Raw genomic sequence first — 25,563 nt, 5'->3', positions numbered from 1 at the left:
CAATGACCCGCAGCACGACCCGCACGACCCGCCGCCGGGCCGCCTTCGCCGGCGCCCTGCTCGCGGCCGTGACGCTCGCCGTCACCGCCTGCTCCTCCGGCACCTCGGCCCTCCCCGGCGACGGAGCCGGCTCCACGGCCAAGACCGACACGGTCTTCTCCGGCGCCCCCGTCGCCAAGGCGGCCGCGATCATCCCCGGCTCGACCATGGAGAAGATCAAGAAGCGCGGCAAGCTCATCGTCGCCGAGGCGCTCGACGCCCCGCTGCTCTCGCAGCAGGACCCGACCGACCCGAGCAAGGTCACCGGCTTCGACGCCGACCTGGCCAAGCTGCTCGCGATCTACATCCTCGGCAAGCCGAACGTGGAGATCGTGCCCCCGGCGTCGGAGACCCGCGAGGCCATGCTCCAGAACGGCACGGTCGACGTCGTCTTCAACACGTACACGATCACCGAGCAGCGCGCGACGCAGGTCGACTTCGCCGGCCCGTACTTCGAGTCCGGTCTGTCGGTCGCGGTCAAGAGCGACAACAAGACCATCAAGAGCGAGAAGGACCTCGACGGCAAGAACGTGATCGTCGGCGCGAACACGCCGGCCGTCACCGAGGTGCCGAAGGTCGCCCCGAAGGCCACGGTCACCGCGTTCGGCACCGACCCGGCCGCCGTCCAGGCGCTCATCCAGGGCCGCGGCGACGCGTACGTGCAGGACTACACCCTGCTCGCCAGCGACGCCGCCAGCGAGAAGCAGATCAAGGTGGTCGGCCAGCCGTTCACCAAGGAGCCCTACGGCATCGGCCTCCCGCACGGTGACAGCGACTTCAAGTCGTTCGTCAACACCTGGCTGAAGACAATCCAGAAGGGCGGCCAGTGGGGCCAGGCGTGGAAGACCACGCTCGGCACCGTGACCGACTCCGCCATCCCGACCGCGCCGGAGATCGGCTCGGTCCCGGGTTCCTGACCCGACCCAGAGTTCCCGAGCGGCACACGCTCGGGAGCCCCCGGGCGGGGCCGGTCCGCCGGCCCCGCCCGCCCCTCAGACATTCCTCACGAGTGAGCGAGCGATGAACCCCCTGATCGACAACCTCGGGCCGCTGCTGCAGGCCCTCGGCACGACGCTGATGATGGCCGTCGTGGCCGGCGTCGGCTCCATCGTGCTCGGCGTGCTGGTCACGATCGCGCGCGTGAGCCCGATCCCGGTGCTGCGCACGGCGGCCTTCCTGTACGTGCAGTTCTTCATCAACGTGCCGCTGCTGGCGCTGCTGCTGCTCGCCGTGTTCGCGCTCCCGGACGCCGGCCTCCTGCTGCCGCTGACGCCGACCGCGATCATCGTCCTCACCGTCTACGAGGCCGCCTACGTCGCGGAGGCCGTGCGCTCGGGCGTCAACACCGTCCCGGTCGGGCAGGTGGAGGCCTCCCGCGCCCTCGGCTTCACCCTCGGCCAGTCGCTGCGGCTCGTCGTCGTGCCGCAGGCGCTGCGCGCGGTCGTTCAGCCGATCGGCAACGTGATGATCGCTCTCGCGATGAACACCGCACTGGCCGCCGCCGTTGGCGTCGTGGAGCTGACCGCGGAGGTCAACAAGATCAACCTCGTCGCGGCGCAGCCCATCCTCATCTTCTCCGGCGCGGGCATCCTCTACATGGCGATCGCGCTGGCCATCGGCCTGACCGCCGGCTGGGTCGAGCGGAAGGTGGCGATCGCCCGATGACCGCACAGCTCTTCCCCGACCGTCCGGCGCCAGTACGCGCGGCACGCCCGAAGCGTCCACGCCGGGCATATGCCGCCGCGTTCATGTACGACGTCCCGGGCCCGCGCGGGCGTCGCCGCATCCTGCTCGGCACCGTGCTGAGCTGCCTCGTCATCGCCGGGCTGCTCGGCTACGGCCTCTGGCAGTTCGCGTCGCACGGGCAGCTCGCGCCCGAGCGCTGGGCGCCGTTCACCGAGTGGCCGATCTGGAACTACCTGCTGGTCGGCCTGCTCGGGACCCTGGAGGCCGCCGCGATCGTCGCCGTGCTCGGCGGCCTCCTCGGGGTGCTCCTCGCTCTCGGCCGGATCAGCCGGCTGCGTGCGGTGCGGTTCCTCTGCGGGCTCTACATCGAGATCGCGCGCACGGTGCCTGTGCTGCTGGTGATCTACCTGATGCTGTTCGGCCTCCCGCAGCTCGGGATCAACCTGCCGGTGCTGTGGAAGCTGGTCGTCCCGCTGACGATCGCCAACTCGGCGGTGTTCGCGGAGATCGTGCGCGCCGGCATCCTGAGCCTCCCCCGCGGTCAGCGCGAGGCGGCGCTCAGCCTCGGGATGCGGCCCGGCCAGGCGATGCGGTTCGTGGTGCTGCCGCAGGCCGCGCGGAACGTCGCGCCGTCGCTGGTGACGCAGTTCGTGAGCCTCCTGAAGGACACCTCGCTCGGCTACATCGTGGCGTTCACCGAGTTGCTCTACCGCGGCCAGGTGCTGGCGTCGTACCTGCACCTGCTCATCCCGACCTATGTCGCCGTGACGGTCATCTACCTGGTCGTCAACGGCAGCCTCTCGGCGTTCGCCTCCCGCCTGCAGCGCGGGCCCCGTCGCCGCCCCTCTGCACAGCCAGCGCTCCCGGCCCTGCCGGCGGCCCCGCACCAGGAAGAGACCCATGTCTAGCACCACCCCCGTCGCAGGACTCGCCGAGCTCGCCGCCGTGCGCCGCTCCGGGCTGATCGAGAGCCGCCACTTCGGCAGCCTCGTCGCCCTCGACCCGGACGGCGGGACGCTGCTCGAGCTGGGCGACCCGGACGCGGTGGTGCTGCCGCGCAGCACGGTCAAGCCGCTGCAGGCGCTCGCGTGCCTCACGGCCGGGGCGGCGCTCGCCGGGCCGTCGTTGGCCATCGCCGCCGGAAGCCACACCGGCGAGGACGAGCACGTGCGCGTCGTCCGCGACATCCTGGCTGCGGCCGGCGTGGACGAGTCGGCCCTGGGCTGCCCGGTCGACCGGCCGGAGGACGAAGGCACCTTCGAGCGGATGATCCGCGCCGGGGAGCCGCGCAGCCGCATCCGGATGAACTGCTCCGGCAAGCACGCCGCGATGCTGCTGGCCGCCGCCGCGAACGGCTGGCCGACCGACGGCTACCTCGACCCCGCGCATCCGGTGCAGCAGCACGTGCGGGAGACGATGGCCGCGCTGACCGGCGTCCCGGTCGGGCACGATGCGATCGACGGCTGCGGCGCTCCGCTGTTCGGGACGACCGTCCGCGGCGTCGCGCGCTCGTTCGGCCGCCTCGTCACTGCCGCGCCCGGAACCGCCGAGCGGGCGGTCGCCGACGCGATGCGCGAGCACCCCTTCTACGTCGGCGGCAGCGGGCACCAGAACTCGACGCTGATGGAGACCGTCCCCGGCGCCCTCGCCAAGGGCGGGGCCGAGGGCGTCATCGGCGTCGCGGCGGCCGATGGCACGGCCGTCGCGATGAAGATCGTGGACGGCAGCCCGCGCGCGACGACGCTGATCGCCCTGCGCGTGCTGGAGGCGCTCGGCACCGACATCTCCGGCGCGGGCGCGCTGGTGGACCTCCCGGTGCTCGGCGGCGGCGTGCCGGTCGGGCGCATCGAGGTCGGCGCGGACCTGGCGTCGGCGCTGGAGCGCGTCGCGTGAGCGGAGTCCTGGTCGAGATCTGCCTCGACGATCTCGCCGGCGTGCGCGTCGCCGAGGACGCGGGCGCCGACCGCATCGAGCTGTGCAGCGCACTGTCCGACGGCGGCCTGACCCCGTCGATCGGCACCGTGGCGACCGCACTCCGGTCGGTCGCGAGGATGGGCGTCAACGTCCTGGTGCGCCAGCGGGCAGGCGACTTCGTGTTCGATGCCGACGAGCTCGCGGCAATGGTCGCCGACATCCACGCGGTGCGGGCGCTGCCGAACCCGCAGGGTGTGGTGGTCGGCTTCGTGGTGGGCGCGCTGCGGCCCGACGGGTCGGTGGATGTGGACGCGACCCGCGCGCTGGTGGCGGCGTGCGGGGACGCACCGGTCACCTTCCACAAGGCCTTCGACCAGGTCCCGGACCGCGCCGCGGCTCTCGAGGAGCTGGTCGGACTCGGGGTGGCGCGCGTCCTCACCGCGGGCGGCGCGGCCTCCACACTGAAGGGGGCCGACGAGCTCGCCGCGCTGGTCGCGCAGGCGGGCGAGCGGATCGTGGTGCTCGCCGGCGGCGGCGTGCGGCCCGCGAACGTGGCCGAGCTGGTCGGCCGGACGGGGCTGCGGGAGGTGCACCTGCGAGCGGCCACCACCGGGCGGAGCGGTTCGCTCGTGTCGAGCCAGTACGACCCGGGGCACCGGCAGGTGACCTCGGGGGCGATCGTCGCGGCCGTGGTTGCGGCGGTGCGGGAGGCGGCGGCGTGAGCGAGACGACGTTGGCGGCAGTGGTTGCCGACCACCAGGGCGACAACAGCGCCTCCCCGGACTCCGGAGCCCCGGTCGTCCTCGCCGTCGACCTCGGCGGGACCGCCATGAAGGGCGCCGTGGTCGCCGAGGGAGGCGCCGTGGTCGCCGAACTGACCCGTCCCACGCCCGGGAGCGACATCCTCGGCGCGCTCGTGACGCTGTTCCACGACCTCCGGACAGCCGCCGCTGAGCTCGACGTCGTCGGCGCGGGCGTCGCCACCCCCGGCATGCTCGACGAGCAGCGCGGCGTCGTCCACTACGCGTCCAACCTGGACTGGCGCGACGTGCCACTGCTCGACATCCTCCAGGGCGAGCTCGACCTCCCTGTCGCGGTCGGGCACGACGTCCGCGCCGCCGGGCTGGCCGAGCGCACCTTCGGCGCGGCCCAGGGGTCGGACGACTTCGTCCTCGTCCCGATCGGCACCGGCGTCGCCGCCGCGCTCGTGACCGCGGGCGGGACCATCACCGGCGCGACCGGCGCGGCGGGCGAGTTCGGCCACATCCCCGTCGTCGCGGGAGGGGAGCAGTGCACGTGCGGCCAGCGCGGCTGCCTGGAGGTCTACATGTCCGGGGCCGGAGTGGCGCGACGCTACCGGGAGGCCGGGGGCGACGCGCTCAGCACCCGCCGGATCGTGGCGCGGCTGGGCAGCGACCCACTGGCCGACCGTGTGTGGGGCGAGGCCGTCGACGTGCTCGCGCAGGGCCTCACCATCCTCACCCTGCTGCTCGACCCGAAGGTGATCGTGCTGGGCGGCGGAGTCTCGCACGCGGGCGACGCGCTGTTCGGCCCGCTGGAACGCGGCGTGTCGGCCGGCCTCGCCTGGCGGGAGGCCCCCGCGATCGTGCGAAGCGGCCTGGGTGGCGACGCAGGCCGCGCGGGCGCCGGCCTCCTCGCTTTCACCGCCGCGCGCTAACGCGCCGCAACCTCCGCCCCACATTCGTGCCGAATGGCGCGAATCCCGCCGCCGAACGCGCCATTCGTGCCAAATCCGCGCGACGGTAGCCTGGTGGGATGCTCACCCCGCCGATCACCGCGAAGAAGCCGACCGAACGCAGCCACCACGGGGACGTGGTCGTGGACGACTACGAGTGGCTGCGCGACAAGGACGATCCCGCGGTCGTCGCCCACCTCCACGAGGAGAACGCGTACACGAACGCGCGCACCGAGAAGCTCGCCGTGCTCCGCGAGCAGATCTTCGACGAGATCAAGTCGCGCACCCGCGAGACCGACCTGAGCGTCCCCACCCGCGAGGGCGACTGGTGGTACTACACGCGCACGGTCGAGGGCAAGCAGTACGGCATCCACTGCCGCGCCCCCATCGCCGGCCCCGACGACTGGGAGCCGCCGGCGCTGGACGAGCGCGCGCAGCAGCACGGCCTCCCGGGCGAGCAGATCCTGCTCGACGACAACGCGGAGGCCGAGGGGCACGACTTCTACGCGCTCGGCAGCTTCGACGTCAGCACGGACGGCACCCGGCTGCTCTTCGGCGTCGACACCGAGGGCGACGAGCGGTACACGATCCGGGTCCGGTCGCTGGCCGGCGATGGCACGGCGTTCCCCGACGAGATCGCGGGGACGGGCGCCGGCGCGCTCTTCGACCCGAGCGGCGAGTACCTGTTCTACACGACCGTGGACGACGCCTGGCGGCCGGACACCGTGTGGCGGCACCGGGTCGGCCAGGGGCCGGACGGCGAGGCCGACGCGGAGGTCTTCCACGAGCCGGACGAGAAGTACTGGATCGGCGTCGGCCTCACCCGCAGCCGCCGGTACCTCGTCATCGAGGCCGGCTCCAACATCACCAGCGAGAGCTGGCTGCTGGACGCGGGTGACCCGACGGGCGAGTTCCGCGTCGTGTGGCCGCGCACGGAGGGCGTCGAGTACGACATCGAGCACGTCGTGGCGGGAGGCCGCGACCGGCTCCTGATCGTGCACAACGACGGCGCCGTCAACTTCGAGCTGGTCAGCGTCGCGGCCGACGACCCGCAGGGGCCGCGGCGGACGCTGCTCCCCCACGACCCCGCCGTGCGCATCGAAGGGGTGGACGCGTTCCGCGACTTCGTCGCACTCGAGTACCGCCGGGAGGGGATGACCCGCCTCGCGGTCGCGTGCCTCCCGGCCCCGACGGAAGGCGGTGTGGTCGGCGACGTGGACGACATCCTCCACGAGCTGCACTTCGACGAGGAGCTCTTCACCGTCGGCGCGGGCGGCAACCCCGAGTGGACGCAGCCGTTCCTGCGCCTCGGCTACGGAAGCTTCGTCACCCCGTCGAGCGTCTACGACTACGACGTGCGCACGCGCCAGCTCACCCTGCGCAAGCAGCAGCCGGTCCTGGGCGAGTTCGAGCCGGAGCTGTTCGAGCAGCGCAGGGAGTGGGCGACCGCGGAGGACGGCACGCGCGTCCCGATCTCGCTCGTCTACCGCCGCGACCTGGTGACCCCCGGCGAGCCGGCGCCGCTCGTGCTGTACGGGTACGGCTCATACGAGGCGAGCATGGACCCGTCGTTCGGCATCCCGCGGCTCAGCCTGCTCGACCGCGGCGTGGTGTTCGCGATCGCGCACGTGCGCGGCGGCGGCGAGCTCGGGAGGCTGTGGTACGAGCACGGCAAGAAGCTGCACAAGAAGAACACGTTCACCGACTTCGTCGCGGCCGGGAAGCACCTAGTCGACCAGGGCTGGACGACGCCGTCGCAGCTCGCCGCGCAGGGCGGGAGCGCCGGAGGCCTGCTGATGGGTGCCGTCGCCAACCTCGCGCCGCGGCTGTTCGCCGGCGTGCTGGCGGAGGTGCCGTTCGTGGACCCGCTGACGACGATCCTCGACCCGTCGCTGCCGCTCACGGTGATCGAGTGGGACGAGTGGGGCGACCCGCTGCACGACGAGGACGTGTACTACTACATGAAGTCGTACGCGCCGGTGGAGAACATCCACAGGACCGCGTACCCGCGCATCCTCGCCGTCACGAGCCTCAACGACACGCGCGTGCTGTACGTCGAGCCGGCGAAGTGGGTCGCGAAGCTGCGTGAGGTCGGCGCCGACGCGCTGCTCAAGACCGAGATGGCCGCAGGCCACGGCGGGGTGTCCGGACGGTACGCCGCGTGGCGCGAGCGCGCGTTCTCGCTGGCGTGGCTGCTGGACGTGGTGGGGGCCCACCCGACCGGCGAGTAGGCCGCCGCCAACGGAGGAGACCCGCGCCGACACGCCGCCCCGCCGCAGCGAACGGAGGGGACCCGGGCCCACCAGCGGCGAAAGTCCTCCGGTAGCAGCACCGTTGGCAGCGGAGGAGACCACGGCAGCGCGACGACGAAAGTCCTCCGGTAGCCGCGATTCGAGACGCGTCGCGGGCGGAAATCCTCCGTTAGCCGCAGGGTAGGCAGCGGAGGATATCCCGGCCGACACGCCGCTCCGCCGCAGCCAACGGAGGAGACCGGGGCCCGCCAGTGGCGGATGTCCTCCGTTAGCCGCGGCGTTGGCAGCGGAGGAGATGGGCGCCGGGCGGCGGCGGATGTCCTCCGGTGGCTGCGATTCGGGGTGCGTTGGGGGCGGATGTCCTCCGTTAGCTCCGGCGTTGGCAGCGGAGGAGATTCGGGCCGACACGCTGCCCTGTCGCGGCTAACGGAGGAGTCTCGGGCTGGGGTGGGGTGGATGTCCTCCGTTAGCTGCTTGGCAGCGGAGGAGACCTGAGGGCGGGGTTGGGGGTGCTCCGGGTGCGGGTGGGGGCGCGGGTCAGCCGAGGTCGTCGGGGTCTTTGCCGGTGCGCTCGCCCGACTCGAGGGTGTCGATCGCGGCGAGGTCGGCGGCGTCGAGGTCGAAGCCGAAGACGTCCAGGTTCGAGCGGATGCGTTCCGGTGTCGACGACTTCGGGATGACCACATTGCCGAGCTGGAGCTGCCAGCGGATGACCACCTGCGCCGGGGTCACCCCGTGCTTCGCGGCGAGGCCCGCGAGCAGCGGGTCGTCCAGCACCCGGCCGCGGGCGAGCGGCGACCACGACTCCGTCACGATCCCGCGCGCCTCGTCGTACGCGCGGACCTCCCGCTGCGGCAGCCACGGGTGCAGCTCGACCTGGTTCACCGCCGGCACGGTGGCGGTCTCGGCTGCGAGGCGGTCGAGGTGGTGGGTGTGAAAGTTGGCGACGCCGATCGAGTGTGCGCGGCCCTCCGCCTTCAGGTGCTCCAGCGCGCGCCACGTCTCCACGTACTCGTCGCGCTGGGGCGCCGGCCAGTGGATCAGGAACAGGTCGACCGCGTCGAAGCCGAGGCGCTCCAGGCTCGCGTCGAACGAGCGCAGCGTCGAGTCGTAGCCGTTGTCGGTCCACCACACCTTCGTCGTCACGAACACGTCGTCGCGCGGCAGACCGCTGCGCCGCACGGCCTCCCCCACGGCGCGCTCGTTCTCGTAGAACGTCGCCGTGTCGATGTGCCGGTACCCGGCCTCCAGCGCGGTCAGCACCGCGTCCACTGTCTCGTCCTCCGGGATCTTGTAGACGCCGAAGCCGAGCTGGGGGATGCGATTGCCGTCGTTGAGCGGTACCTGGGGGATGTTCGGCATGGGTTCATTCTCCCCCGGTCGCGGCGTAGGGATGGGAGGACAAAAGGAGACGACATGACCTACGACGACAAGCGGGTGGCATTCCTGGTCGGCCCGGAGGGGATCGAGCAAGCGGAGCTGACGGAGCCGTGGAAGGCGGTGACCGAGGCGGGGGCGAGTGCGACGCTCATCTCGAAGGACTCCGGCACGGTGCGCGCCTACAACCACCTCACCCCGGCGGACGAGTTCCCCGTGGACCTCACACTGGACGCCGCGTCGGCGGACGACTTCGACGCGCTGGTGCTGCCCGGCGGCGTCGCCAATGGCGACCAGGTGCGCACGTTCCCGCGTGCGGTCGCGCTGGTGAAGGCGTTCGCGGATGCCGGCAAGCCGATCGCGGTGATCTGCCACGGCGGCTGGGTGCTCATCGAGGCCGGAGTGGTCGAGGGGCGGACGCTCACGAGCTGGCCGAGCCTGCAGACCGACTACCGCAACGCGGGAGCGACCTGGGTGGACGAGGAGAACGTCGTCGACGCCGGGCCGTTCACCCTGGTGTCGTCGCGGAAACCGGACGACCTGCCCGCCTTCAACCGGGAGCTGCTGAACGTCCTCCGGTGACGTCGGCCTGCGCCCCGCCTCCGCGCCGCGTGGACGTTTCCTGGCAATGGCGACATGCGGGGTTGCGCTTCGGCGCGGACCGCGGGACCGTGGGCGACTCCTGGAGGACCAACGAAAGGAGAGCACGTGCTCACCCTGACCGAGAACGCCAGCACGATCGTCAAGACCCTCACCGACCAGGCGCCGCAGGACGACGCCGGACTGCGGATCAGCAGCAGCAACCCGCAGAACACCGCGTTCGCTGCGGCCGTCACGCCCGAGCCGGAGCCCGCAGACCAGGTGGTCGAGTCCGCCGGGGCACGGCTCTTCCTGGAGCCGGGCGCCGCTGTCGCCCTCGACGACAAGGTGCTCGACGCCCAGGTGGACGAGCAGGGCGCAGTGAGCTTCGCGATCGGCGCCCTCGCCTAGCGAGAGCCCACGCGACGACCAGAGGCCGGCGTCCGCGCGACGCCCGCCTCCCCGGCCCCGGTGCCCCGTGCACCGGGGCCGAGTCGCGTCTGTGCATAAGTCGTGTCCGGGCGCATAACTCGTCCGGGCACGGCGGTTCGCCGTTGTCAATCGCGTCGACCGGGATTTCCCCCGGTGTTTTGCTGGTGATGTGCGGGCGGACCGCTCAACCCCGAGACCGCCCGCACACCAACTCCTCGTCGCCGCGTCAGGTCACGGGCGGACGCTGCGGCTCGCCCGCGTCGATCAGGAACTCGACGGCGGTCGTCCACAGCGGGACGATCTTGATGGGCGGGATGTCCTCCTCGCCCGCGAAGTGCACGGCGAAGTGGACCTCCGGCTCGCCCTTGACCGGATCGGCCGTGGCGATCAACCCGAGGTAGCCGTCGTCCTCCATCACCCGCCACCGTGTGATGGACTCCGGCTCGGGCATGATCCGCACGCTGTGGCCGCCGTAGTCGTAGGTGGGGCCGGGCGGGAGCGCGGCGCGGGAGTCGATCGTCATACTGATGTTCTACGACCGCCTCCCGCACCGGCTCAACTCGTTCACATTTCGAACGATTCGGGGTAAGGGACGCGCCCGCTACGCGGTCGGGACCTCCTCGGCCGAGGCGTCGGCTTCGGTCTCTTGCTCGGCGGCGGCGCCCCGGAACTGGGTCATGTACAGGTCGTAGTACGCGCCCTTCTTCGCGAGGAGGGTCGCGTGGTCGCCCTGCTCCACGATGCGGCCGTGCTCCATCACCAGGATGGTGTGCGCGTCGCGGATGGTGGAGAGGCGGTGCGCGATCACGAACGACGTGCGGTCGCTCCGCAGCGCGGCCATCGCGTGCTGCACCAGCAGCTCGGTGCGGGTGTCCACCGACGAGGTGGCCTCGTCGAGGATGAGCAGCGACGGGTTCGCGATGAACGCCCGCGCGATCGTGAGCAGCTGGCGCTCGCCGGCGGACACGTTGCTGCCGTCCGCCTCGATCTTCGTGTCGTACCCGTCCGGGAGCTGGCGGACGAACCGGTCGACCATCGTCGCCTTGGCCGCAGCCACGACCTCCTCGTCCGTCGCGTCGAGCCGGCCGTAGCGGATGTTCTCGCGGATCGTGCCGGAGAACAGCCACGCGTCCTGCAGCACCATGCCGACCTGGCCGCGCAGCTCGGCGCGGGACAGGTCCGTCGTGTCGATGCCGTCCAGGCGGATGGTGCCGCCGTTCAGCTCGTAGAACCGCATGATCAGGTTGACCAGCGTGGTCTTGCCCGCGCCGGTCGGACCGACGATCGCGACCGTGTGGCCGGGCGCGACCGAGAGCGACAGGTCGCGGATCAGCTCGGTCTCGGGGTCGTACGAGAAGTCCACGCCATCGAGCTCGACGCGGCCATCGGCGCGCTCGGGCAGGTGCTGCGTCTCGACGTCGGCCGACTGCTCCTGGGCGTCGAGGAACTCGAACGTGCGCTCCGCCGAGGCGACACCGGACTGGAGCATGTTCGCCATGCCCGCGATCTGGCCGATCGGCTGCGAGAACTCCCGCGAGTACTGGATGAACGCGGTCGCGTCGCCGATGGTCATCTGACCGGAGGCGACACGGAGGCCGCCGACGACCGCGATCAGCACGTACGACAGGTACGAGACGAAGTTCATGGCCGGCATGATCATGCCGGACACGAACTGGGCGCCGACCGTCGACTTCCATAGCTTGTCGTTGCGCTGGTCGAACTCCTCGAGCATTACCGCGTCGCGACCGAAAGCGCGCACCAGGTCGAGCCCGGAGTACGACTCCTCGATGTGCCCGTTGAGCGCGCCGGTCGAGCTCCACTGCTGCTTGAACAGCTTCTGCGACCGGGTGCCGATCACCCCGGCGATCACCCCGGACAGCGGGATCGAGATGAGCGCGATGAGCGCGAGCTGCCACGAGACGATGAACATCATGATGCCGATGCCGATCACCGTCAGCACCGACTGGATGAGCTGCGAGAACGCCTGCTGCAACGCCGTCTGGATGTTGTCGACGTCGTTGGTCACGCGCGACATCAGGTCGCCGCGCTGCCGGGTGTCGAAGTAGCTGAGCGGCAGGCGGTTGAGCTTGCTCTCCACGTCGGCGCGCAGGCGGTAGATCACCCGCATCACGAGCGCGTTCAGCAGGTAGCCCTGCCACCACTGCAGGAGCGACGCGGCGACGTACATCGCGAGCACGATCGTGAGCAGCCGGCCGAGCTCCACGAAGTCGATCCCGTGACCCGGCACCAGTCCGGTCGCCGTGATCGTCCCGACAGCGCCCTTGAAGATCACGTCCGTGGCGTTACCGAGGATCTTCGGGGCGATCACGATGAGCGCCACCGAGACGACGACCAGCAGGGTCACGAACGTCATGGCGAGCCACTCGGGCTTGAGCAGCCCCATCAGCCGCTTGAACGACGGCCAGAAGTGCTCGGCCTTCTTGGCGGGCGTGCCGCCGAACATGTCGCCGTCGCCCTCGGTGGGCTCGTACTCGTACTCGAGCTCGAGCTCCTCGATGGCCGTCTCGACGCCGGCCTCGGTGAGGATGCCGTCCTGCTCCGCGGCGCCAGTGCGACCATCGGTGGTGCGGTTCTTCTTCTGGCGCGCCATCTCAGGCCACCTCCAGGCTCAGCTGGGACTCGACGATCTCGCGATACGTCTCGCTCGTCTCCAGCAGTTCGTCGTGGGTGCCGCGTCCGACGACTCTGCCGTCGTCGAGCACGATGATCTGATCGGCCTCCCGGATGGTGGAGACGCGCTGCGCCACCACGATGACGGTGGCGTCGCCCGTGGACTGCGCCAGGGCGCTCCGCAGGCGGGCGTCGGTCGCGACGTCGAGCGCCGAGAACGAGTCGTCGAACAGCAGGACCTTGGGCTCCGCCACCAACGCGCGGGCGATGCAGAGCCGCTGACGCTGACCGCCGGAGACGTTGGTGCCGCCCTGGGCGATGCGCTCATCGAGGCCGTGCTCCTTGGCGCGCACGAAGTCCTCGGCCTGGGCGACGCGCAGCGCCTCCCAGAGCTCGTCGTCCGTGGCGTCCGGCCGGCCGAACCGCAGGTTGCTGGCGACCGTTCCGGAGAAGAGGTACGGCTTCTGCGGCACCAGGCCGAGCACGCCCGAGAGCTGCTCCCGGCTCAGCGAGTCGACCGGGACGCCGCCGATGCGCACCTCCCCGCTCTGCGGGGTGAACAGGTCGGCGATGACCGAGACCAGGGTCGACTTGCCCGATCCGGTGGAGCCGACGATCGCGGTCACCTGTCCGGGCTCCGCGGTGAAGGCGACGTCGCTCAGCACGGGCTTCTCGGCGCCGGGGTAGCCGAAGGTGACTCCGGCAACCTCCACGCGGCCGTCGGCGGGGACGCGGCCGGAGCCTGCGCCGGCGCCGGTGGACGGCGCCGCGCTCAGCACCTCGTCGATGCGCTCCGCGCAGACCATCGCGCGCGGGATCATCATGGCCATGAACACGCCCATCATCACCGCGACCAGGATCTGCAGCAGGTACTGCAGGAACGCCGTGAGCGCCCCGACCTGGATGTCGCCCGCGCCGACCCGGTGGCCGCCGAACCACAGCACGGCGACCGTCGCGGCGTTCAGGATGAGCATGATGAGCGGGAACATCAGCACGAACACGTTGCCGACCTTGACCGAGATGCGGGTGAGCGCGGAGTTCGCGTCGTCGTAGCGCGCCGTCTCGAACTTCTCGCGGACGAACGCGCGGATGACGCGGATGCCGACGATCTGCTCGCGGATGACCCCGTTGACGCCGTCGATGCGCTCCTGCATCACGCGGAACATCGGCAGCAGCAGCCAGACCAGGATGCCGACCACCACGAACAGCACGGCGACGGACACCCAGACGAGCCAGGAGAGCCCGGCGTCCACCCGCACGGCCAGGACGATGCCCGCCACGCACATGATCGGCGTCGACACCATGAAGTTGAGCGTCATCAGCACGAGCATCTGCACCTGCTGCACGTCGTTGGTGTTGCGCGTGATGAGGGTCGGCATGCCCCAGCGCGCGAGGTCGAGCGCCGGGAGCGAGTCGACCTTGCGGTAGAAGGAACGGCGGATGTCGCGGCCCAGCGACATCGAGGAGCGCGCACCGAAGTACGTCGCCGTGATCGCCGCGGCGACCTGCACGAAGCAGACCATGAGCATCATGCCGCCGGTCGACCAGATGAAGTCGGTGTCGCCCTTGACGACGCCCTTGTCGATGATGTCGGCGTTGAGCGTGGGCAGGTAGAGGGCGGCGATGGTCGCGATGAGCTGCAGCACGACCACGGCCGCGACCGCGCCCCAGTACGGGCGGATGAACCGCAGCGCCAATCGAAGAAGAGTCACGGTGATTCCTGGTTCTGCTCTGGTGGTGTGATGTCGGGCGCACGCGCCGTCGGCCCCCGCCGACACAGGGCGCTGTGCGATGACCCCGTACAGCACCTAACGCTAGCGCGGACCGGCGACATCCGCCCCCGTGAGGAGACGCTGTTCACCGTCGGATATGACGCTATCCGGCACAGCGGTCAGCTTGTGACCGCATTCGAGATCTGTGGATATCAGGCCGGAGAGTAGAGGAGGTGGAGGACACCGTTCGCGTAGGCGTCGTACTGCCGCAGCCGCAGCTTCGCCTCGGGCGTGCCCTCCGGGAACAGCCGCGCGCCCGTGCCACGGACGATCGGGTACACGAAGAGGTGGAGGGCGTCGACCAGTCCGTCCGCGATCAGCGCGCGGACCAGCGAGCCGCTGCCGCTGATGTAGAGGCTGCCGCTCACGCTGTCCTTGGCCTCCCGCACCCTGTCGGCGTCGTAGCCGCCGAGCGACCGCGAGTTGGCCCAGGTCGCCTCCGCCGCCGCGTCATCGAGCGTCGAGCTGACGACGAGCTTCTCGGTGTCGTTGAAGAAGGGCGCCCCCGGGTCGTCGGCGGACGTGCGGGCGGACCAGGCCGGGGCGAACATCTCGAACGTGCGGCGCCCGAGGAGGATGCGCTCCGACGCGCCCGTGATGCGCGCGAGGTCGTCGCCCATCTCGGAGTCGAGCCCGTACTCGGCGGTCCAGCTCGGGTCTTCGAAGACGCCGTCGAGGGAGACGAACTCGTGCACTGCGATGCTGCCCATGCGGCCAGCTTAGGGGGCGCCTCAGGCCGTCGCCACCAGCCGGTCGAGACAGTCGTTCCATCCGGTGACGTGCTCCTGGACGGCGTGCTCGGTGGCGAAGCCGTCGTGGCGGACGGTGACGCGGGTGCCGTCCGCCTCCGGTGCGAGCTCGATCGTGACGGCCGTCTCGTCGTCCTCGCCGTCCCAGCGCCAGGTCGTGGAGAGCAGCCTGCCCTCCTCGGCCGCGGTCACGGTTCCGGTGATCCCGAGGTCGGCGACGTCCGAGCGGATGCGCAGCGCGCCTCCCGCCGTCGCGTCGATGCGCGCCTGCGGTTGCAGCCGTGGCGGCCAGAACCACGCTGAGAGCTCGACGGGGTCGGCGAACGAGCGCCAGACCCGCTCGGGAGGCGCCTGGACGACCCGCTCGACGGTGAGGCCGGCCACGATCACCCGTCCTTCCGCAGTTGCAGCAGGAGCTCCGGCGCCCTGGCGTCGAGGATGTTGCCGCCGATCCGCACGCCGACGCCCACCAGCACGCCGCCCAGCGCCACGCCGACGACCAGCGCGGCCCAGAGCCAGAGCGCGTCGCCGGTCACCAGCCCGACGATGAACAGGATGATCTCGGGCAGGCACAGGGCCGCGATCACGCCCCACGCGGCGAAGGTCGGGCCGAGCAGCGAGATGTTGGCGCCCGGCCGCGACCGGAACGGGTTGTCGCCCGGCTCCGGCACCGGGAACACCAGCCGCGCCGAGGTCACCGCGCACACCGCCGCCCCGGTGAGCAGGATGCCGAGCGAGAGGCCGATCAGGCCCGGGAGGATGTGCCACGTGTCGCCGACCGCCGCGCCGAAGAGCGAGATGAGCACGATCGCCGGCACGGCGAACGAGAGCAGCGCCGCCGCCCGGCCCCAGCGGTCCGCGCGACCGGGGACGGCCTTCGCGACGTGCAGCGCGAATGCGGTGGAGTCGTACGAGACGTCGGCGATCATCCCGATGCCGAGCGAGAACGCCACGACAGGAGCCCCGATCAGCGGCAGCGCCGACGAGTGGTTGAGGCTGGAGTAGAACCAGAACAGCACCGGCATCAGCGGGATCACGAGGAGCTGCCGCAGATAGCGCGGGTCTCGGAACCAGTACGTCAGGCAGCGGGCCGCGATCGCTCCCGACTGCGTGCCGGGCAGGATGCCGAACCAGCCGAGCTTGCCCTGGGCCCTGACGCGCGACGACGCGCGAGCCGGGGTCGTCAGCGACCGGGCGAGTCCCCAGCGCCACACCAGCCACAGCACGATGAAGGTCGCGACCGCGATCAGGAACCGCGCCAGCGCGCCGAGCGGGTCGCCCAGCGCGAGCTGCGACGGCACCGCCCAGACGGCGCCGAGCGGCGACCAGGACAGTCCGTCCGCGACGGCGGGCAGCGCGTCGGACGACGAGCGGAGGCCGCGCGTGATGCCGATGACGATCGGCCCGGCGAGGATGAGCGGGATGAGGATGAGCAGCCCGCTGGCCTCCCGGAAGCGCCGGCCGCCGGACAGCCCGCTCGACACCGAGGTGATGGCCCGCGACACGACGACGCAGGTCGCGGCCCCGAGCGCGCCCGTCACGAGGGCGACCACCGCGACGCCCGGGAGCCGGAGCCAGCTCAGCGAGGTCGCCAGCGACGCGAGCGTGGTCGCCGCCCCCGCGACGCCGACGACCGCGCTCAGCAGCATCCCGAGCATGAGCGGGCGCAACGGGATCGGGTAGACGGCGAGCTTGGCGGGGTCGAGGGTCTGCTCGATGCCGGACAGCAGCAGCGGGAAGACCGCCCAGCCGAGCACGGCGGCCGAGCCGCCGATGACGACCACCGTGCGGACCAGCTCGACCGGCGCGAACCCCAGCAGCACGAGGCCGCCGAGGACGACGACGAGCGCGATGAGCGCGTACACGCCGCCCAGGATGACGGCGACCAGCTGCGAGGTGCTGCGGCGGAAGGAGTTGCGGAGGACGAGCAGGCGCAGCCTTACGAGTGTCGCAACCACTCCGGCCCCTCCCCGACGCGCCGACCGCCGACCAGCTCCACGAAGCGGTCCTCCAGCGTGGAGCCCGCGCGCACCTCGTCCACGGTGCCGGCGACGAGCACGCGGCCCCCGTTGATCACGGCGACGTGGTCGCACATCCGCTCCACCAGGTCCATGACGTGCGACGAGACGATGACGGTTCCGCCGCTCCGGACGTAGCCGTGCAGGATGTCGCGGATGTTCGCCGCGGACACCGGGTCGACGGACTCGAACGGCTCGTCCAGCACGAGGACGCGCGGCGCGTGCACCATCGCGGCAGCCAGCGCGATCTTCTTCGTCATACCGGCCGAGTAGTCGACCACGAGGGTCCCGCCGGCGGACGCGAGGTCGAGGAGGTTCAGGAGGTCGTGGGTGCGCTCGATCGCCGTGGGCCGGTCCATGCCGCTCAGGAGGCCGGCGTACTCGACCAGCTGCTCGCCGGTGAGCCGGTCGAACAGCCGGACGCCGTCGGAGAGGACCCCGACCAGCGCCTTGCCGGCCAGCGGGTCGCGCCACATGTCGGTGCCGTGGATGAGCACCTGGCCGGCGTCGGGACGCAGCAGGCCGGTGACCATGTTGAGCGTCGTGGTCTTGCCCGCGCCGTTCGGGCCGACCAGCCCGTAGAAGCTGCCGGAAGGCACGTCGAGGTCGATCCCGTCGACCGCCGCCTTCGCCCCGAACCGCTTGTGCAGACCACGGATCGCCACCGCGACCGCATCGTCCTGCGTCATCGCACCTCCCCTGCGCCGCCGGAATCCGTCCGACACGCCCACCTCACCCTACGCGCAGCGCACCGCGCACACATCGCCCCCGTCGAGGGGCACCATCCTGACGCCGAAGGGCACGTAAACGCCCCTAAAAGTGCGCTTTAAGGGCGTTTACGTGCCCTTCGGCTGGGGGTCAGACCCGCTCGAACACAGCGGCGAGGCCCTGGCCTCCGCCGATGCACATGGTCTCGACCGCGAGCGTGCCGTCGAGGGCCGGGAGCTCGTGGGCGAGCGTCGCCAGCATCCGGAGCCCGGTGGCGCCGATGGGGTGGCCGATGGAGATTCCGCTGCCGCGCGGGTTGAGCCGCGGGTCCTCCGCGTCGATCCCCCAGTCGGCCAGGCACGCGAGCACCTGCACCGCGAACGCTTCGTTGAGCTCGATCACGTCGATGTCGCCCCAGGTGACGCCGGCGCGTTCCAGTGCGCGGTTCGCCGCGGGGACGGGAGCGACTCCGAACACCGCGGGGTCGTTGCCCGCGACCGCCCAGGACCGCAGCCGCAGCACCGGCACCAGCCCCAGAGCGGCGGCGCGCTCGGGCGTCGTGACGATCGCGCCCGCGGCCGCGTCGTTCTGGCCGCTGGAGTTGCCCGCGGTGACGGTCGCCGCCGGGTCCCCGCGACCGAGGATCGGGCGGAGGCCGGCCAGCGCCTCCAAGGTCGTGTCGGCGCGCGGGTGCTCGTCGCGGTCGACCACGACGTCGCCCTTGCGTCCCGGCACGGTCACGGGCACCAGCTCGGCGTCGAACGCGCCCGACTCCTGCGCGGCGACCGCGCGCTGATGCGAGCGCAAGGCCAGCTCATCCTGCGCGTCACGCGGGATGCCGTACTCGCGGCGCAGCGTCTCCGCCGAGCCGACGTTGCCCTCCGGCGTCGGGAAGTTGCGGCCGCCCACCGTCTCGCGGCCGCGCGCGAGAGCGTCGTGCAGCATGAGACCGCCGGGCGGGAGTCCGCGGCGACTCTGCTCCGTATAGAGAGGAGCGTTCGACATCGACTCTGCCCCGAGCGCGACCAGCACGTCGCTCGCGCCGGTCTGTACCTCCATCGCCGCGTTGATCACGGCCTGGAGGCCGGAGCCGCAGCGCCGGTCGAGCTGGTAGCCGGTCGTCGTGACCGGGAAGCCCGCGTTGAGGGCGGCGACGCGACCGAAGGCGGGCGCCTCCATCGTGGGATAGCCCTGCGAGCCGATCACGCCCTCCACCGCGGCCGGGTCGAGCCCGGTGCGGTCGAGGAGGGCGCGCAGCACGGTCTCGGCGAGCCACAGCGCCGAGACCGGGGCGAGCGCGCCGCCCATCCGGCCGACGGGCGTGCGCAGCGGCGAGCAGATGACGACCTCGCGCAGCTCAGGCATGCGCCGCCTCCGTCCCCGCGGTCACGGCTGCTGGGATGGTCAGCGGGGCGCCCGTGGCGGCCACCACGTCGTCCACGGTCACGCCCGGCGCGACCTCCTGCAGCACCAGACCGTCGTCGGTCACGTCGATCACGGCGAGGTCGGTGATGATCCGGTCCACGCAGCCGCGCCCTGTCAGCGGGAGCGTGCACTGCTCGACCAGCTTGGCCGAGCCGTCCTTGGCGACGTGCTCCATGACCACGATGACGCGCTCGGCGCCGTTGACGAGGTCCATGGCCCCGCCCATCCCCTTCACCATCTTGCCCGGGACGGCCCAGTTGGCGATGTCGCCGGAGGCCGAGACCTGCATGGCGCCGAGGACGGCGGTGGCGATGCGGCCGCCACGGATCATCCCGAAGCTCGCGGCCGAGTCGAAGTAGCTCGCGCCGGGCAGGACGGTGACCGTCTCCTTGCCCGCGTTGATCAGCTTCGGGTCCTGCTCCCCGTCCCACGGGTAGGGCCCGACGCCCAATATGCCGTTCTCGGAATGCAGTACGACGTGCACGCCCTCCGGCAGGTGGTTCGGGATGAGCGTCGGGAGTCCGATGCCCAGGTTCACGTACGAGCCGTCCTCCAGTTCGAGGGCGGCGCGGGCGGCCATCTCGTCGCGCGTGCGCGGCATGTCAGTTCCCTTCCGGTCGGGCACGGACGGTGACCTTCTCGATCGGGAGGTCCGCCGACTGCTCGGCGGTCAGCGCGATCACGCGGTCCACGTAGATGCCGGGCAGGTGGATGTCGTCCGGGCCGAGCACGCCCGGCTCGACCAGCTCGTCCACCTCGGCGATGGTGATGCGGCCGGCCATGCCCGCCAGCGGGTTGAAGTTGCGGGTCGACTTCTCGAAGCGCAGGTTGCCGTGCCGGTCGCCGACCGCCGCGCGCACCAGCCCGAAGTCGGTGCGGATCGCGGTCTCCAGGACGTACTCGCGGCTGCGGCCGAACACGTCGAACGGGCGCAGTTCCTTGGGCGCGCTCTCCTCCGCCACCGACCCGTCGGAGGCGTAACGGATCGGCATGCCGCCGTCCGAGACCGCGGTTCCGGCGCCGGTCGCCGTGTAGAAGGCCGGGATGCCGACGCCGCCCGCGCGCAGGCGCTCGGCCAGCGTGCCCTGCGGGGTGAGCTCGACCTCCACCTCGCCGCCGAGGTACTGGCGGGCGAACTCCTTGTTCTCGCCGATGTAGCTGGCGATCACGCGGCGGATGCGGCCGGCGGCCAGCAGCTCGCCCAGGCCCCAGCCGTCCACGCCGCAGTTGTTCGACACGACCTCCAGGCCGCCGACACCGCGGGCGAGCAGCGCGCGGATCGTCACGATCGGCACGCCGGACAGGCCGAACCCTCCGACCGCGAGCGAGGCGCCGTCCGGGATGTCGGCGACGGCCTCGGCGGCCGACGCATAGGTCTTATCCATCAGTCTCCTCCGTGAATACTTCGCGCATGATCGCCAGCGCGCCATTGGCCGCGGGCAGCCCCGCATACAGCGCCGTGTGGTGGATCACCTCAGCGATCTGCGTGCGGGTCAGGCCGTTGCGCAGGGCGGCGCGCACGTGCATCCGCAGCTCGTTCTCGTGACCCCCGGTGACCAGGCTGGCGAGGGTTGCGATCGACCGCTCCGGCCGGGTGAGCTGCGGCCGGGCCCAGACCTCGCCCCACGCGTAGCGGGTGATGAAGTCCTGGAAGTCCGCAGTCTCCGGGGTGATCGCCGCCGTGGCGCGATCGACATGGGCGTCGCCCAGCACGGCCCTCCGGACGGCCATGCCGCGCTCGAAGGCCGCCGCGGCGTCGATGTCGCGGCCCGCGAGCAGCGCCGCCAGCAGGGCAGCGGTCTCGGCGGGGTCCTCCAACGGGACGAGGTGCGCCGCGTGCGCCAGCTCCACGAAACGCGCGTCCGGGAGCGCCGCGGCGTCCTCTGCCATGAGCGCCGACGTGGTCACCTGGTCGTGCGCACCGGCGACGAGGAGCGACGGCGCGTGGAGGCCGGGGAGGGCGTTGCGGCGGTCGAACCCGCCGAGCGCCTCGCAGCACAGCGCGTACGACTCGTCATCGACATCGAGCAGGGTCTTCAGCGCGTGGCCGCCCGGGCCGTCGGGATGCGCGGCCAGGTATCCCGGCGCGAACCAGCGCTGCGCGCTCCCCGCGACCACGGACGCTGTGCCGGAGGCGCGCACCTGCGCGGCGCGGTCGGCCCAGCCCTCCGTCGTGCCGATGCGCGCGCCGGAGCAGAACATCGCCAGGCTGCGCACGCGCCCCGGTGCGGCGAGCGCGACCTCCAGTGCGACAGCTCCGCCGAGCGAGTCGCCTGCGATGTCGAACGCGCCGCCGCCGACCTCGTCCACGAGAGCCAGCACCGCCGCGGCGACCTCGGAGATCGTGAACGGCGCGCGCGCGGCGGGCGACGCGCCGTGACCGGGAAGGTCGACGCGCAGGATCCGCGGGGAGTCCGGGGTGGCGGACAGCCGAGCGACGACGCCGTCCCACAGTTCGGCGGTCGTGCCGAGGGAGGGCAGCAGCACCAGGAGGCGCGGCGCCGCGGCGGACGGGGAGGCCGCGGTCATCGAGCCGCGCAGTCGCGGGATGGTCATCAGTGCGCCTCTCGGTCGGGTTCGGCATGGGCACGGTAGCGGGCGACGGCGGCGTCCACGACGGCGCCCGCGGAGGCCAGGTCGGCCGCGTCGGAAGACGAGGCCGCACTCGTCGTGACGTCCGCCACCACCAGGTCGGCGACCGCGTGCGCGAGCACCTCCGCACTCTCGACCGCGACGCGCAGCAGCCCGCGCCAGGCCTGCCATTCGGCGTGCCACTCCCCCGCCGGCCGCGCGTCGTAGCTGAGCGCCGCGGTGTGGACGGTGGCGAGGAGGCCGGGGGCGCGGAGGCCGTTCGCGGTGAGCAGGACGGCGTCGACCGGGTTGTGCTTGTGCGGCATCGCGGACGAGCCGCCGCCGGTGGCGGGGAGGAGCACGCCGTCCCGCGCCGCCAGGCCGAGGTCGCGGCCGATCCGGCCGGCCACTGCGGCGACCCGCGCCGCGGCGTCCGCGATCGCCAGCACCGGGCCGCGGTCCGTGTGCCAGGACCGGCCCGGGTCGCTCAGCCCGAGGCGGGACGCGAGCCCGGCGCGGAGGGCCTGCGGGGCGTCGGCGCGGCTCGCGAGGCGCGCGAACGCCGCTCCCGTACCCACGGCGCCGCCGAGCTGGACGGGGAAGTCGAGCCGGTCGACGACCTCCCGCGCCGACACCACGGCGTCGAGCCAGGAGGCCAGGGACGCGCCGAGCGTCGTCGGCTCGGCCTCCTGCGTCAGAGTGCGCGCCAGCAGCGGCGTCGCGCGTGAGCGGACGGCACGCTCCGCGAGCTCCGCTGCCGCGGCCGCGAGGGCGTCCCGCGCGCGCGACAGGGACTCGCGGGACACCAGCACGAGCGCGGAGTCCACGATGTCCTGGCTGGTCGCCCCGCGATGCACCCGGCCCGCGTGCGCGCCCGCCTGCGCGCGGAGCTGCTCGACGAGCGCGATGACGGGCACTCCGGCCTCGCGCGCGCCCGCCGCCAGCCGCGCCGGGTCGATCGCGGCGGCGTCGAACCCGAGCGGCTCGTATCCGGGCCCGGCGGACGAGCCGTCGAGCTCGTCCCAGACTCCGACCAGGGCCTCCTCGACCGCGATCATGGCGGCCAGCACGTGATCGTCTGCGGCCGGAACACCCACTGCACCGGCCGGTTCGAGGAGACCCCAGTCGAAGGGCTCAGCCACGCCCGTCCCCCACGAAGTCGAGGAAGACGGTCTCGCCCTCGCCCTGGAGGCGGATGTCGAAGCGGTAGCTGTTCTCGCCGTCCGGGGTGGCGAGCAGCGTGGTCCGCCGCTCCTGAGGCACGGAGGCCAGGAACGGGTCGCCGTCTTCGAGGTAGGCGCGCGTGAAGAGGTGGTGCAGGAGACCGCGCGCGAACACGGTCACCAGCAGGTACGGGGCACGGCCCGGGGCGGGCGCGCCAGGCCGGACGGTCGTGAACGAGTAGTGGCCGGCCCGGTCGACGGCGGCACGCCCGAAGCCGGTGACGGTGTACCCGTCGCGCTGGAGGCTGCCCTGCCGGGAGATCGGCGCGCCGTCGGCGTCGGCGCCCCAGACTTCGAGGATCGCGTCGGGGACCGGCTCGCCGTCGCCGTCCAGGACGGTGCCGTGCAGGCGGATCGCGCCGTCCCGCCACGGCGGCGCGACCTCCGGGCCGCCCTCGTACGGCAGCGCGTAGCCGAAGAACGGCCCGACCGTCTGCGACGGGGTCTGCAGGTACTGCTCGTTCGTCTCAGGCATGGTCGCCCTCCTCCGGCTCCATCCAGGTCGCCTTGCCGCCGGTGAGGACGATGTCCCACCGGTAGCCGAGCGCCCACTCCGGCTCGCTCACGTCGTGATCGTACGTGGCGATCAGCCGCTCGCGCGCGGCCGGGTCGGCGATCGACTGGTAGATCGGGTCGAGCGCGAACAGCGGGTCGCTCGGGAAGTACATCTGTGTCACGAGCCGCTGCGTGAACGCCGACCCGAACAGCGAGAAGTGGATGTGCGCCGGCCGCCAGGCGTTGCGGTGGTTCCGCCACGGATACGGGCCGGGCTTGATGGTGACGAACCGGTACGAGCCGTCCTCTCCCGTGATGGCGCGGCCCACCCCGGTGAAGTTGGGGTCGAGCGGCGCGGGATGCTGGTCACGTTTGTGGACGTAGCGACCGGACGAGTTCGCCTGCCAGACCTCCACGAGCTGGTTGCGCACCGGCCGGCCCTCGCCGTCGAGCACGCGACCGGTCACGATGATGCGTTCCCCGAGCGGCTCCCCGCTGTGCTGGATGGTGAGGTCGCTCTCCTCCGCCGCGACATCGGTGTGCCCGAACGCCGGAGAGACGAGCTCGATCTCCTCCGGGTCGGCCCGCACCAGCTCGTGCGTGGGGTGACGCAGCCGCGAGCTGCGGTACGGCCCGAAGTCGCGCAGCGGGTGCGCGGGGAGTGGCCCGGCGTCCGCCGCAGCCGCGTGCGCGGCCGCGATCTCTGCGTTGATCTGGTTCTGCTCTTCGTTCATGGCATACCTCAGAAGGGGAGGCCCGCGTACTGCTCGGCGAGGGCCGCCTGCGCGTGACGCGATCCGGTGGTGTATTCCAGCTGACCGAGCTGGCTGCGGTAACGGAAGGCGCGGGCCGCCTCGTCGGGGACCTCCCGGTGGACGTGCAGCATCTCCGTCATCCACTGGGAGAACTGCTGCACCTTCCACTGCCGGGTGAGAGCGGCGCCGCTGTAGCGCTTCAGGAGGGAGTCGTCGCCGCCGAAGTGCGCGGCGAGCGATCGGCCGAGCAGGGCGACGTCGGCGATGGCCGAGTTGAGGCCCTTCGCGCCGGTCGGCGGGACGATGTGACCGGCGTCGCCGGCGAGGAACAAACGGCCGTGTTCCAGCGTGGAGGCAACGAAGCTGCGCATCGGCGTGATCGACTTCTCGGTGATCGTCCCCTCCTTCAGCGTCCAGCCCGGGACGCCGAGGCGGGTCTGCAGCGCCTCCCAGATCCGCTCGTCCGACCAGTCGTCGACCGACTCGCCCGGGTCGACCTGGAGGTAGAGCCGGGAGACCTCCAGCGAGCGCATCGAGTGCATCGCGAAGCCCTCCGGGTGCAGGGCGTAGATGAGGTCGTCGGTGGAGGGCGCGACGTCGGCGAGGATGCCGAGCCAGGCGTAGGGGTAGCTGCGCTCCAGGGCCTGGATGCCCGGGATGGCCGGGCGGCAGACGCCGTGGTACCCGTCGGCGCCGACGACGATGTCGCAGTCGATGCGCTCGGCGTCGCCGCCGATGGTGACGTACGGCGCGTCCGTGTCGACGGCGTGCGGCGCGACGCCCTCCACCTCGAACCGGACGTCGGATCCGACGCGGTCGTGCTCGGCGAGCAGGTGGCGCACGAGCGCCTGCTGGCCGTACACGGTGACGGTGCGGCCGATGAGGTCGACGAAGTCGAGGTGATGGCGCTCGCCCTCGTACTGGAGGTAGATGCCGTGGTGCGTCAGCCCGCGAGCTGCGAGGTCGGCGTCGAGTCCGAGGTCGCGCAGCACGTCGACGGAGCCCTGCTCCAGGACGCCGGCGCGCACCCGACCGAGCACGTACTCCCGGCTCTTCTGCTCGAGGATCACGAAATCGACCCCCGCTCTCCGGAGGATGTGCCCGAGCAGGAGTCCAGCGGGCCCGGCCCCGATGATGGCGACCTGGGTGCGCATAGTTCCGCCTTTCGCTTCGGTGGGAAGGTCGTCCCATCCTGGGCGAATCCTTCGGGCGCCTGACCGCGGTTTCCACTGAGCGGAAGA

At 71.9% G+C, this 25,563-nt stretch carries 25 protein-coding genes; 9 read left to right on the top strand and 16 right to left on the bottom strand.

Going from position 1 to position 25,563, the window contains the following annotated elements; all coding sequences use genetic code 11:
* Positions 1 to 2: 2 nt before the first annotated feature.
* The 7 genes from ABCS02_RS33845 to ABCS02_RS33815 all read left to right on the top strand — a co-directional run bounded on the left by ABCS02_RS33845 (position 3) and on the right by ABCS02_RS33815 (position 7,566).
* Entirely contained in the window at positions 3 to 956 is a 954-nt protein-coding gene (locus ABCS02_RS33845) for a glutamate ABC transporter substrate-binding protein (protein ID WP_345840120.1), read from the top strand.
* 103 nt (positions 957 to 1,059) lie between these two features.
* Positions 1,060 to 1,704 (top strand): amino acid ABC transporter permease, encoded by a 645-nt coding sequence (locus ABCS02_RS33840; RefSeq protein WP_345840119.1) that lies wholly within the window; start codon positions 1,060 to 1,062, stop codon positions 1,702 to 1,704.
* A complete protein-coding gene (locus ABCS02_RS33835) occupies positions 1,701 to 2,633 on the top strand; it encodes an amino acid ABC transporter permease (protein ID WP_345840118.1) in 933 nt (310 codons plus the stop codon). Before ABCS02_RS33840 ends, ABCS02_RS33835 begins: the two co-directional genes overlap by 4 nt.
* Positions 2,626 to 3,618: an asparaginase gene (locus ABCS02_RS33830; protein ID WP_345840117.1), complete on the top strand. Its 993-nt coding sequence runs from the start codon at positions 2,626 to 2,628 to the stop codon at positions 3,616 to 3,618. Before ABCS02_RS33835 ends, ABCS02_RS33830 begins: the two co-directional genes overlap by 8 nt.
* On the top strand, positions 3,615 to 4,361 hold the full coding sequence (locus ABCS02_RS33825) for a copper homeostasis protein CutC (protein ID WP_345840116.1): 747 nt from the start codon (positions 3,615 to 3,617) through the stop codon (positions 4,359 to 4,361). The genes ABCS02_RS33830 and ABCS02_RS33825 overlap by 4 nt, the downstream gene beginning before the upstream one ends.
* Positions 4,358 to 5,317 carry an ROK family protein gene (locus ABCS02_RS33820; protein WP_345840115.1) on the top strand — a complete coding sequence of 320 codons (960 nt, stop codon included), beginning with the start codon at positions 4,358 to 4,360 and terminating at the stop codon, positions 5,315 to 5,317. Before ABCS02_RS33825 ends, ABCS02_RS33820 begins: the two co-directional genes overlap by 4 nt.
* 98 nt (positions 5,318 to 5,415) lie before the next feature.
* Positions 5,416 to 7,566, top strand: a complete 2,151-nt coding sequence (locus ABCS02_RS33815) for a S9 family peptidase (RefSeq protein WP_345840114.1) — start codon at positions 5,416 to 5,418, stop codon at positions 7,564 to 7,566.
* A gap of 558 nt (positions 7,567 to 8,124) precedes the next feature.
* On the opposite strand, the gene ABCS02_RS33810 is transcribed toward ABCS02_RS33815, so the two are convergent.
* On the bottom strand, positions 8,125 to 8,949 hold the full coding sequence (locus tag ABCS02_RS33810; protein WP_345840113.1) for an aldo/keto reductase: 825 nt from the start codon (positions 8,947 to 8,949) through the stop codon (positions 8,125 to 8,127).
* A 54-nt stretch (positions 8,950 to 9,003) separates the two neighbouring features.
* On the opposite strand from ABCS02_RS33810, the gene ABCS02_RS33805 reads away from it, so the two are divergent.
* Entirely contained in the window at positions 9,004 to 9,546 is a 543-nt protein-coding gene (locus ABCS02_RS33805; RefSeq protein ID WP_345840112.1) for a type 1 glutamine amidotransferase domain-containing protein, read from the top strand.
* 126 nt (positions 9,547 to 9,672) lie between these two features.
* Positions 9,673 to 9,954, top strand: coding sequence for a Fe-S cluster assembly protein HesB (locus ABCS02_RS33800; RefSeq protein ID WP_345840111.1), 282 nt, complete (start codon positions 9,673 to 9,675; stop codon positions 9,952 to 9,954).
* A 247-nt stretch (positions 9,955 to 10,201) separates the two neighbouring features.
* Here the strand turns inward: ABCS02_RS33800 and ABCS02_RS33795 are convergent, their stop codons facing one another.
* The 15 genes from ABCS02_RS33795 to ABCS02_RS33725 all read right to left on the bottom strand — a co-directional run bounded on the left by ABCS02_RS33795 (position 10,202) and on the right by ABCS02_RS33725 (position 25,476).
* Positions 10,202 to 10,498, bottom strand: coding sequence for a hypothetical protein (locus ABCS02_RS33795; RefSeq protein ID WP_345840110.1), 297 nt, complete (start codon positions 10,496 to 10,498; stop codon positions 10,202 to 10,204).
* Between the two features lie 78 nt (positions 10,499 to 10,576).
* Positions 10,577 to 12,439: an ABC transporter ATP-binding protein gene (locus ABCS02_RS33790; protein ID WP_345840157.1), complete on the bottom strand. Its 1,863-nt coding sequence runs from the start codon at positions 12,437 to 12,439 to the stop codon at positions 10,577 to 10,579.
* 148 nt (positions 12,440 to 12,587) lie between these two features.
* Positions 12,588 to 14,318, bottom strand: coding sequence for an ABC transporter ATP-binding protein (locus ABCS02_RS33785; RefSeq protein ID WP_345840109.1), 1,731 nt, complete (start codon positions 14,316 to 14,318; stop codon positions 12,588 to 12,590).
* Between the two features lie 212 nt (positions 14,319 to 14,530).
* On the bottom strand, positions 14,531 to 15,088 hold the full coding sequence (locus tag ABCS02_RS33780) for a dihydrofolate reductase family protein (protein WP_345840108.1): 558 nt from the start codon (positions 15,086 to 15,088) through the stop codon (positions 14,531 to 14,533).
* 21 nt (positions 15,089 to 15,109) lie between these two features.
* Positions 15,110 to 15,511: an SRPBCC domain-containing protein gene (locus tag ABCS02_RS33775; protein WP_345840107.1), complete on the bottom strand. Its 402-nt coding sequence runs from the start codon at positions 15,509 to 15,511 to the stop codon at positions 15,110 to 15,112.
* 2 nt (positions 15,512 to 15,513) lie between these two features.
* Positions 15,514 to 17,085, bottom strand: a complete 1,572-nt coding sequence (locus ABCS02_RS33770; protein ID WP_345840106.1) for a transporter — start codon at positions 17,083 to 17,085, stop codon at positions 15,514 to 15,516.
* Positions 17,067 to 17,834 carry an ABC transporter ATP-binding protein gene (locus ABCS02_RS33765; RefSeq protein WP_345840105.1) on the bottom strand — a complete coding sequence of 256 codons (768 nt, stop codon included), beginning with the start codon at positions 17,832 to 17,834 and terminating at the stop codon, positions 17,067 to 17,069. The genes ABCS02_RS33770 and ABCS02_RS33765 overlap by 19 nt, the downstream gene beginning before the upstream one ends.
* A 169-nt stretch (positions 17,835 to 18,003) precedes the next feature.
* The gene (locus ABCS02_RS33760) at positions 18,004 to 19,218 is read right to left on the bottom strand and encodes an acetyl-CoA C-acetyltransferase (protein WP_345840104.1); all 1,215 of its coding nucleotides are present in this window, start codon (positions 19,216 to 19,218) and stop codon (positions 18,004 to 18,006) included.
* A complete protein-coding gene (locus ABCS02_RS33755; protein WP_345840103.1) occupies positions 19,211 to 19,879 on the bottom strand; it encodes a CoA transferase subunit B in 669 nt (222 codons plus the stop codon). Before ABCS02_RS33755 ends, ABCS02_RS33760 begins: the two co-directional genes overlap by 8 nt.
* 1 nt (position 19,880) lies before the next feature.
* Positions 19,881 to 20,663: a CoA transferase subunit A gene (locus ABCS02_RS33750; RefSeq protein WP_345840102.1), complete on the bottom strand. Its 783-nt coding sequence runs from the start codon at positions 20,661 to 20,663 to the stop codon at positions 19,881 to 19,883.
* Positions 20,656 to 21,834 carry a 4-carboxymuconolactone decarboxylase gene (gene pcaC, locus ABCS02_RS33745; protein ID WP_345840101.1) on the bottom strand — a complete coding sequence of 393 codons (1,179 nt, stop codon included), beginning with the start codon at positions 21,832 to 21,834 and terminating at the stop codon, positions 20,656 to 20,658. Before pcaC ends, ABCS02_RS33750 begins: the two co-directional genes overlap by 8 nt.
* A complete protein-coding gene (locus ABCS02_RS33740) occupies positions 21,834 to 22,991 on the bottom strand; it encodes a lyase family protein (protein ID WP_345840100.1) in 1,158 nt (385 codons plus the stop codon). Before ABCS02_RS33740 ends, pcaC begins: the two co-directional genes overlap by 1 nt.
* Entirely contained in the window at positions 22,984 to 23,547 is a 564-nt protein-coding gene (pcaG, locus tag ABCS02_RS33735) for a protocatechuate 3,4-dioxygenase subunit alpha (protein WP_345840099.1), read from the bottom strand. The genes ABCS02_RS33740 and pcaG overlap by 8 nt, the downstream gene beginning before the upstream one ends.
* Positions 23,540 to 24,301 (bottom strand): protocatechuate 3,4-dioxygenase subunit beta, encoded by a 762-nt coding sequence (gene pcaH, locus ABCS02_RS33730; protein ID WP_345840098.1) that lies wholly within the window; start codon positions 24,299 to 24,301, stop codon positions 23,540 to 23,542. Before pcaH ends, pcaG begins: the two co-directional genes overlap by 8 nt.
* An 8-nt stretch (positions 24,302 to 24,309) precedes the next feature.
* Positions 24,310 to 25,476, bottom strand: a complete 1,167-nt coding sequence (locus tag ABCS02_RS33725) for a 4-hydroxybenzoate 3-monooxygenase (RefSeq protein ID WP_345840097.1) — start codon at positions 25,474 to 25,476, stop codon at positions 24,310 to 24,312.
* Positions 25,477 to 25,563: the final 87 nt, after the last annotated feature.

It is taken from the genome of Microbacterium sp. X-17, assembly GCF_039615055.1.
This window is presented reverse-complemented; position numbering and strand designations above follow the sequence as displayed.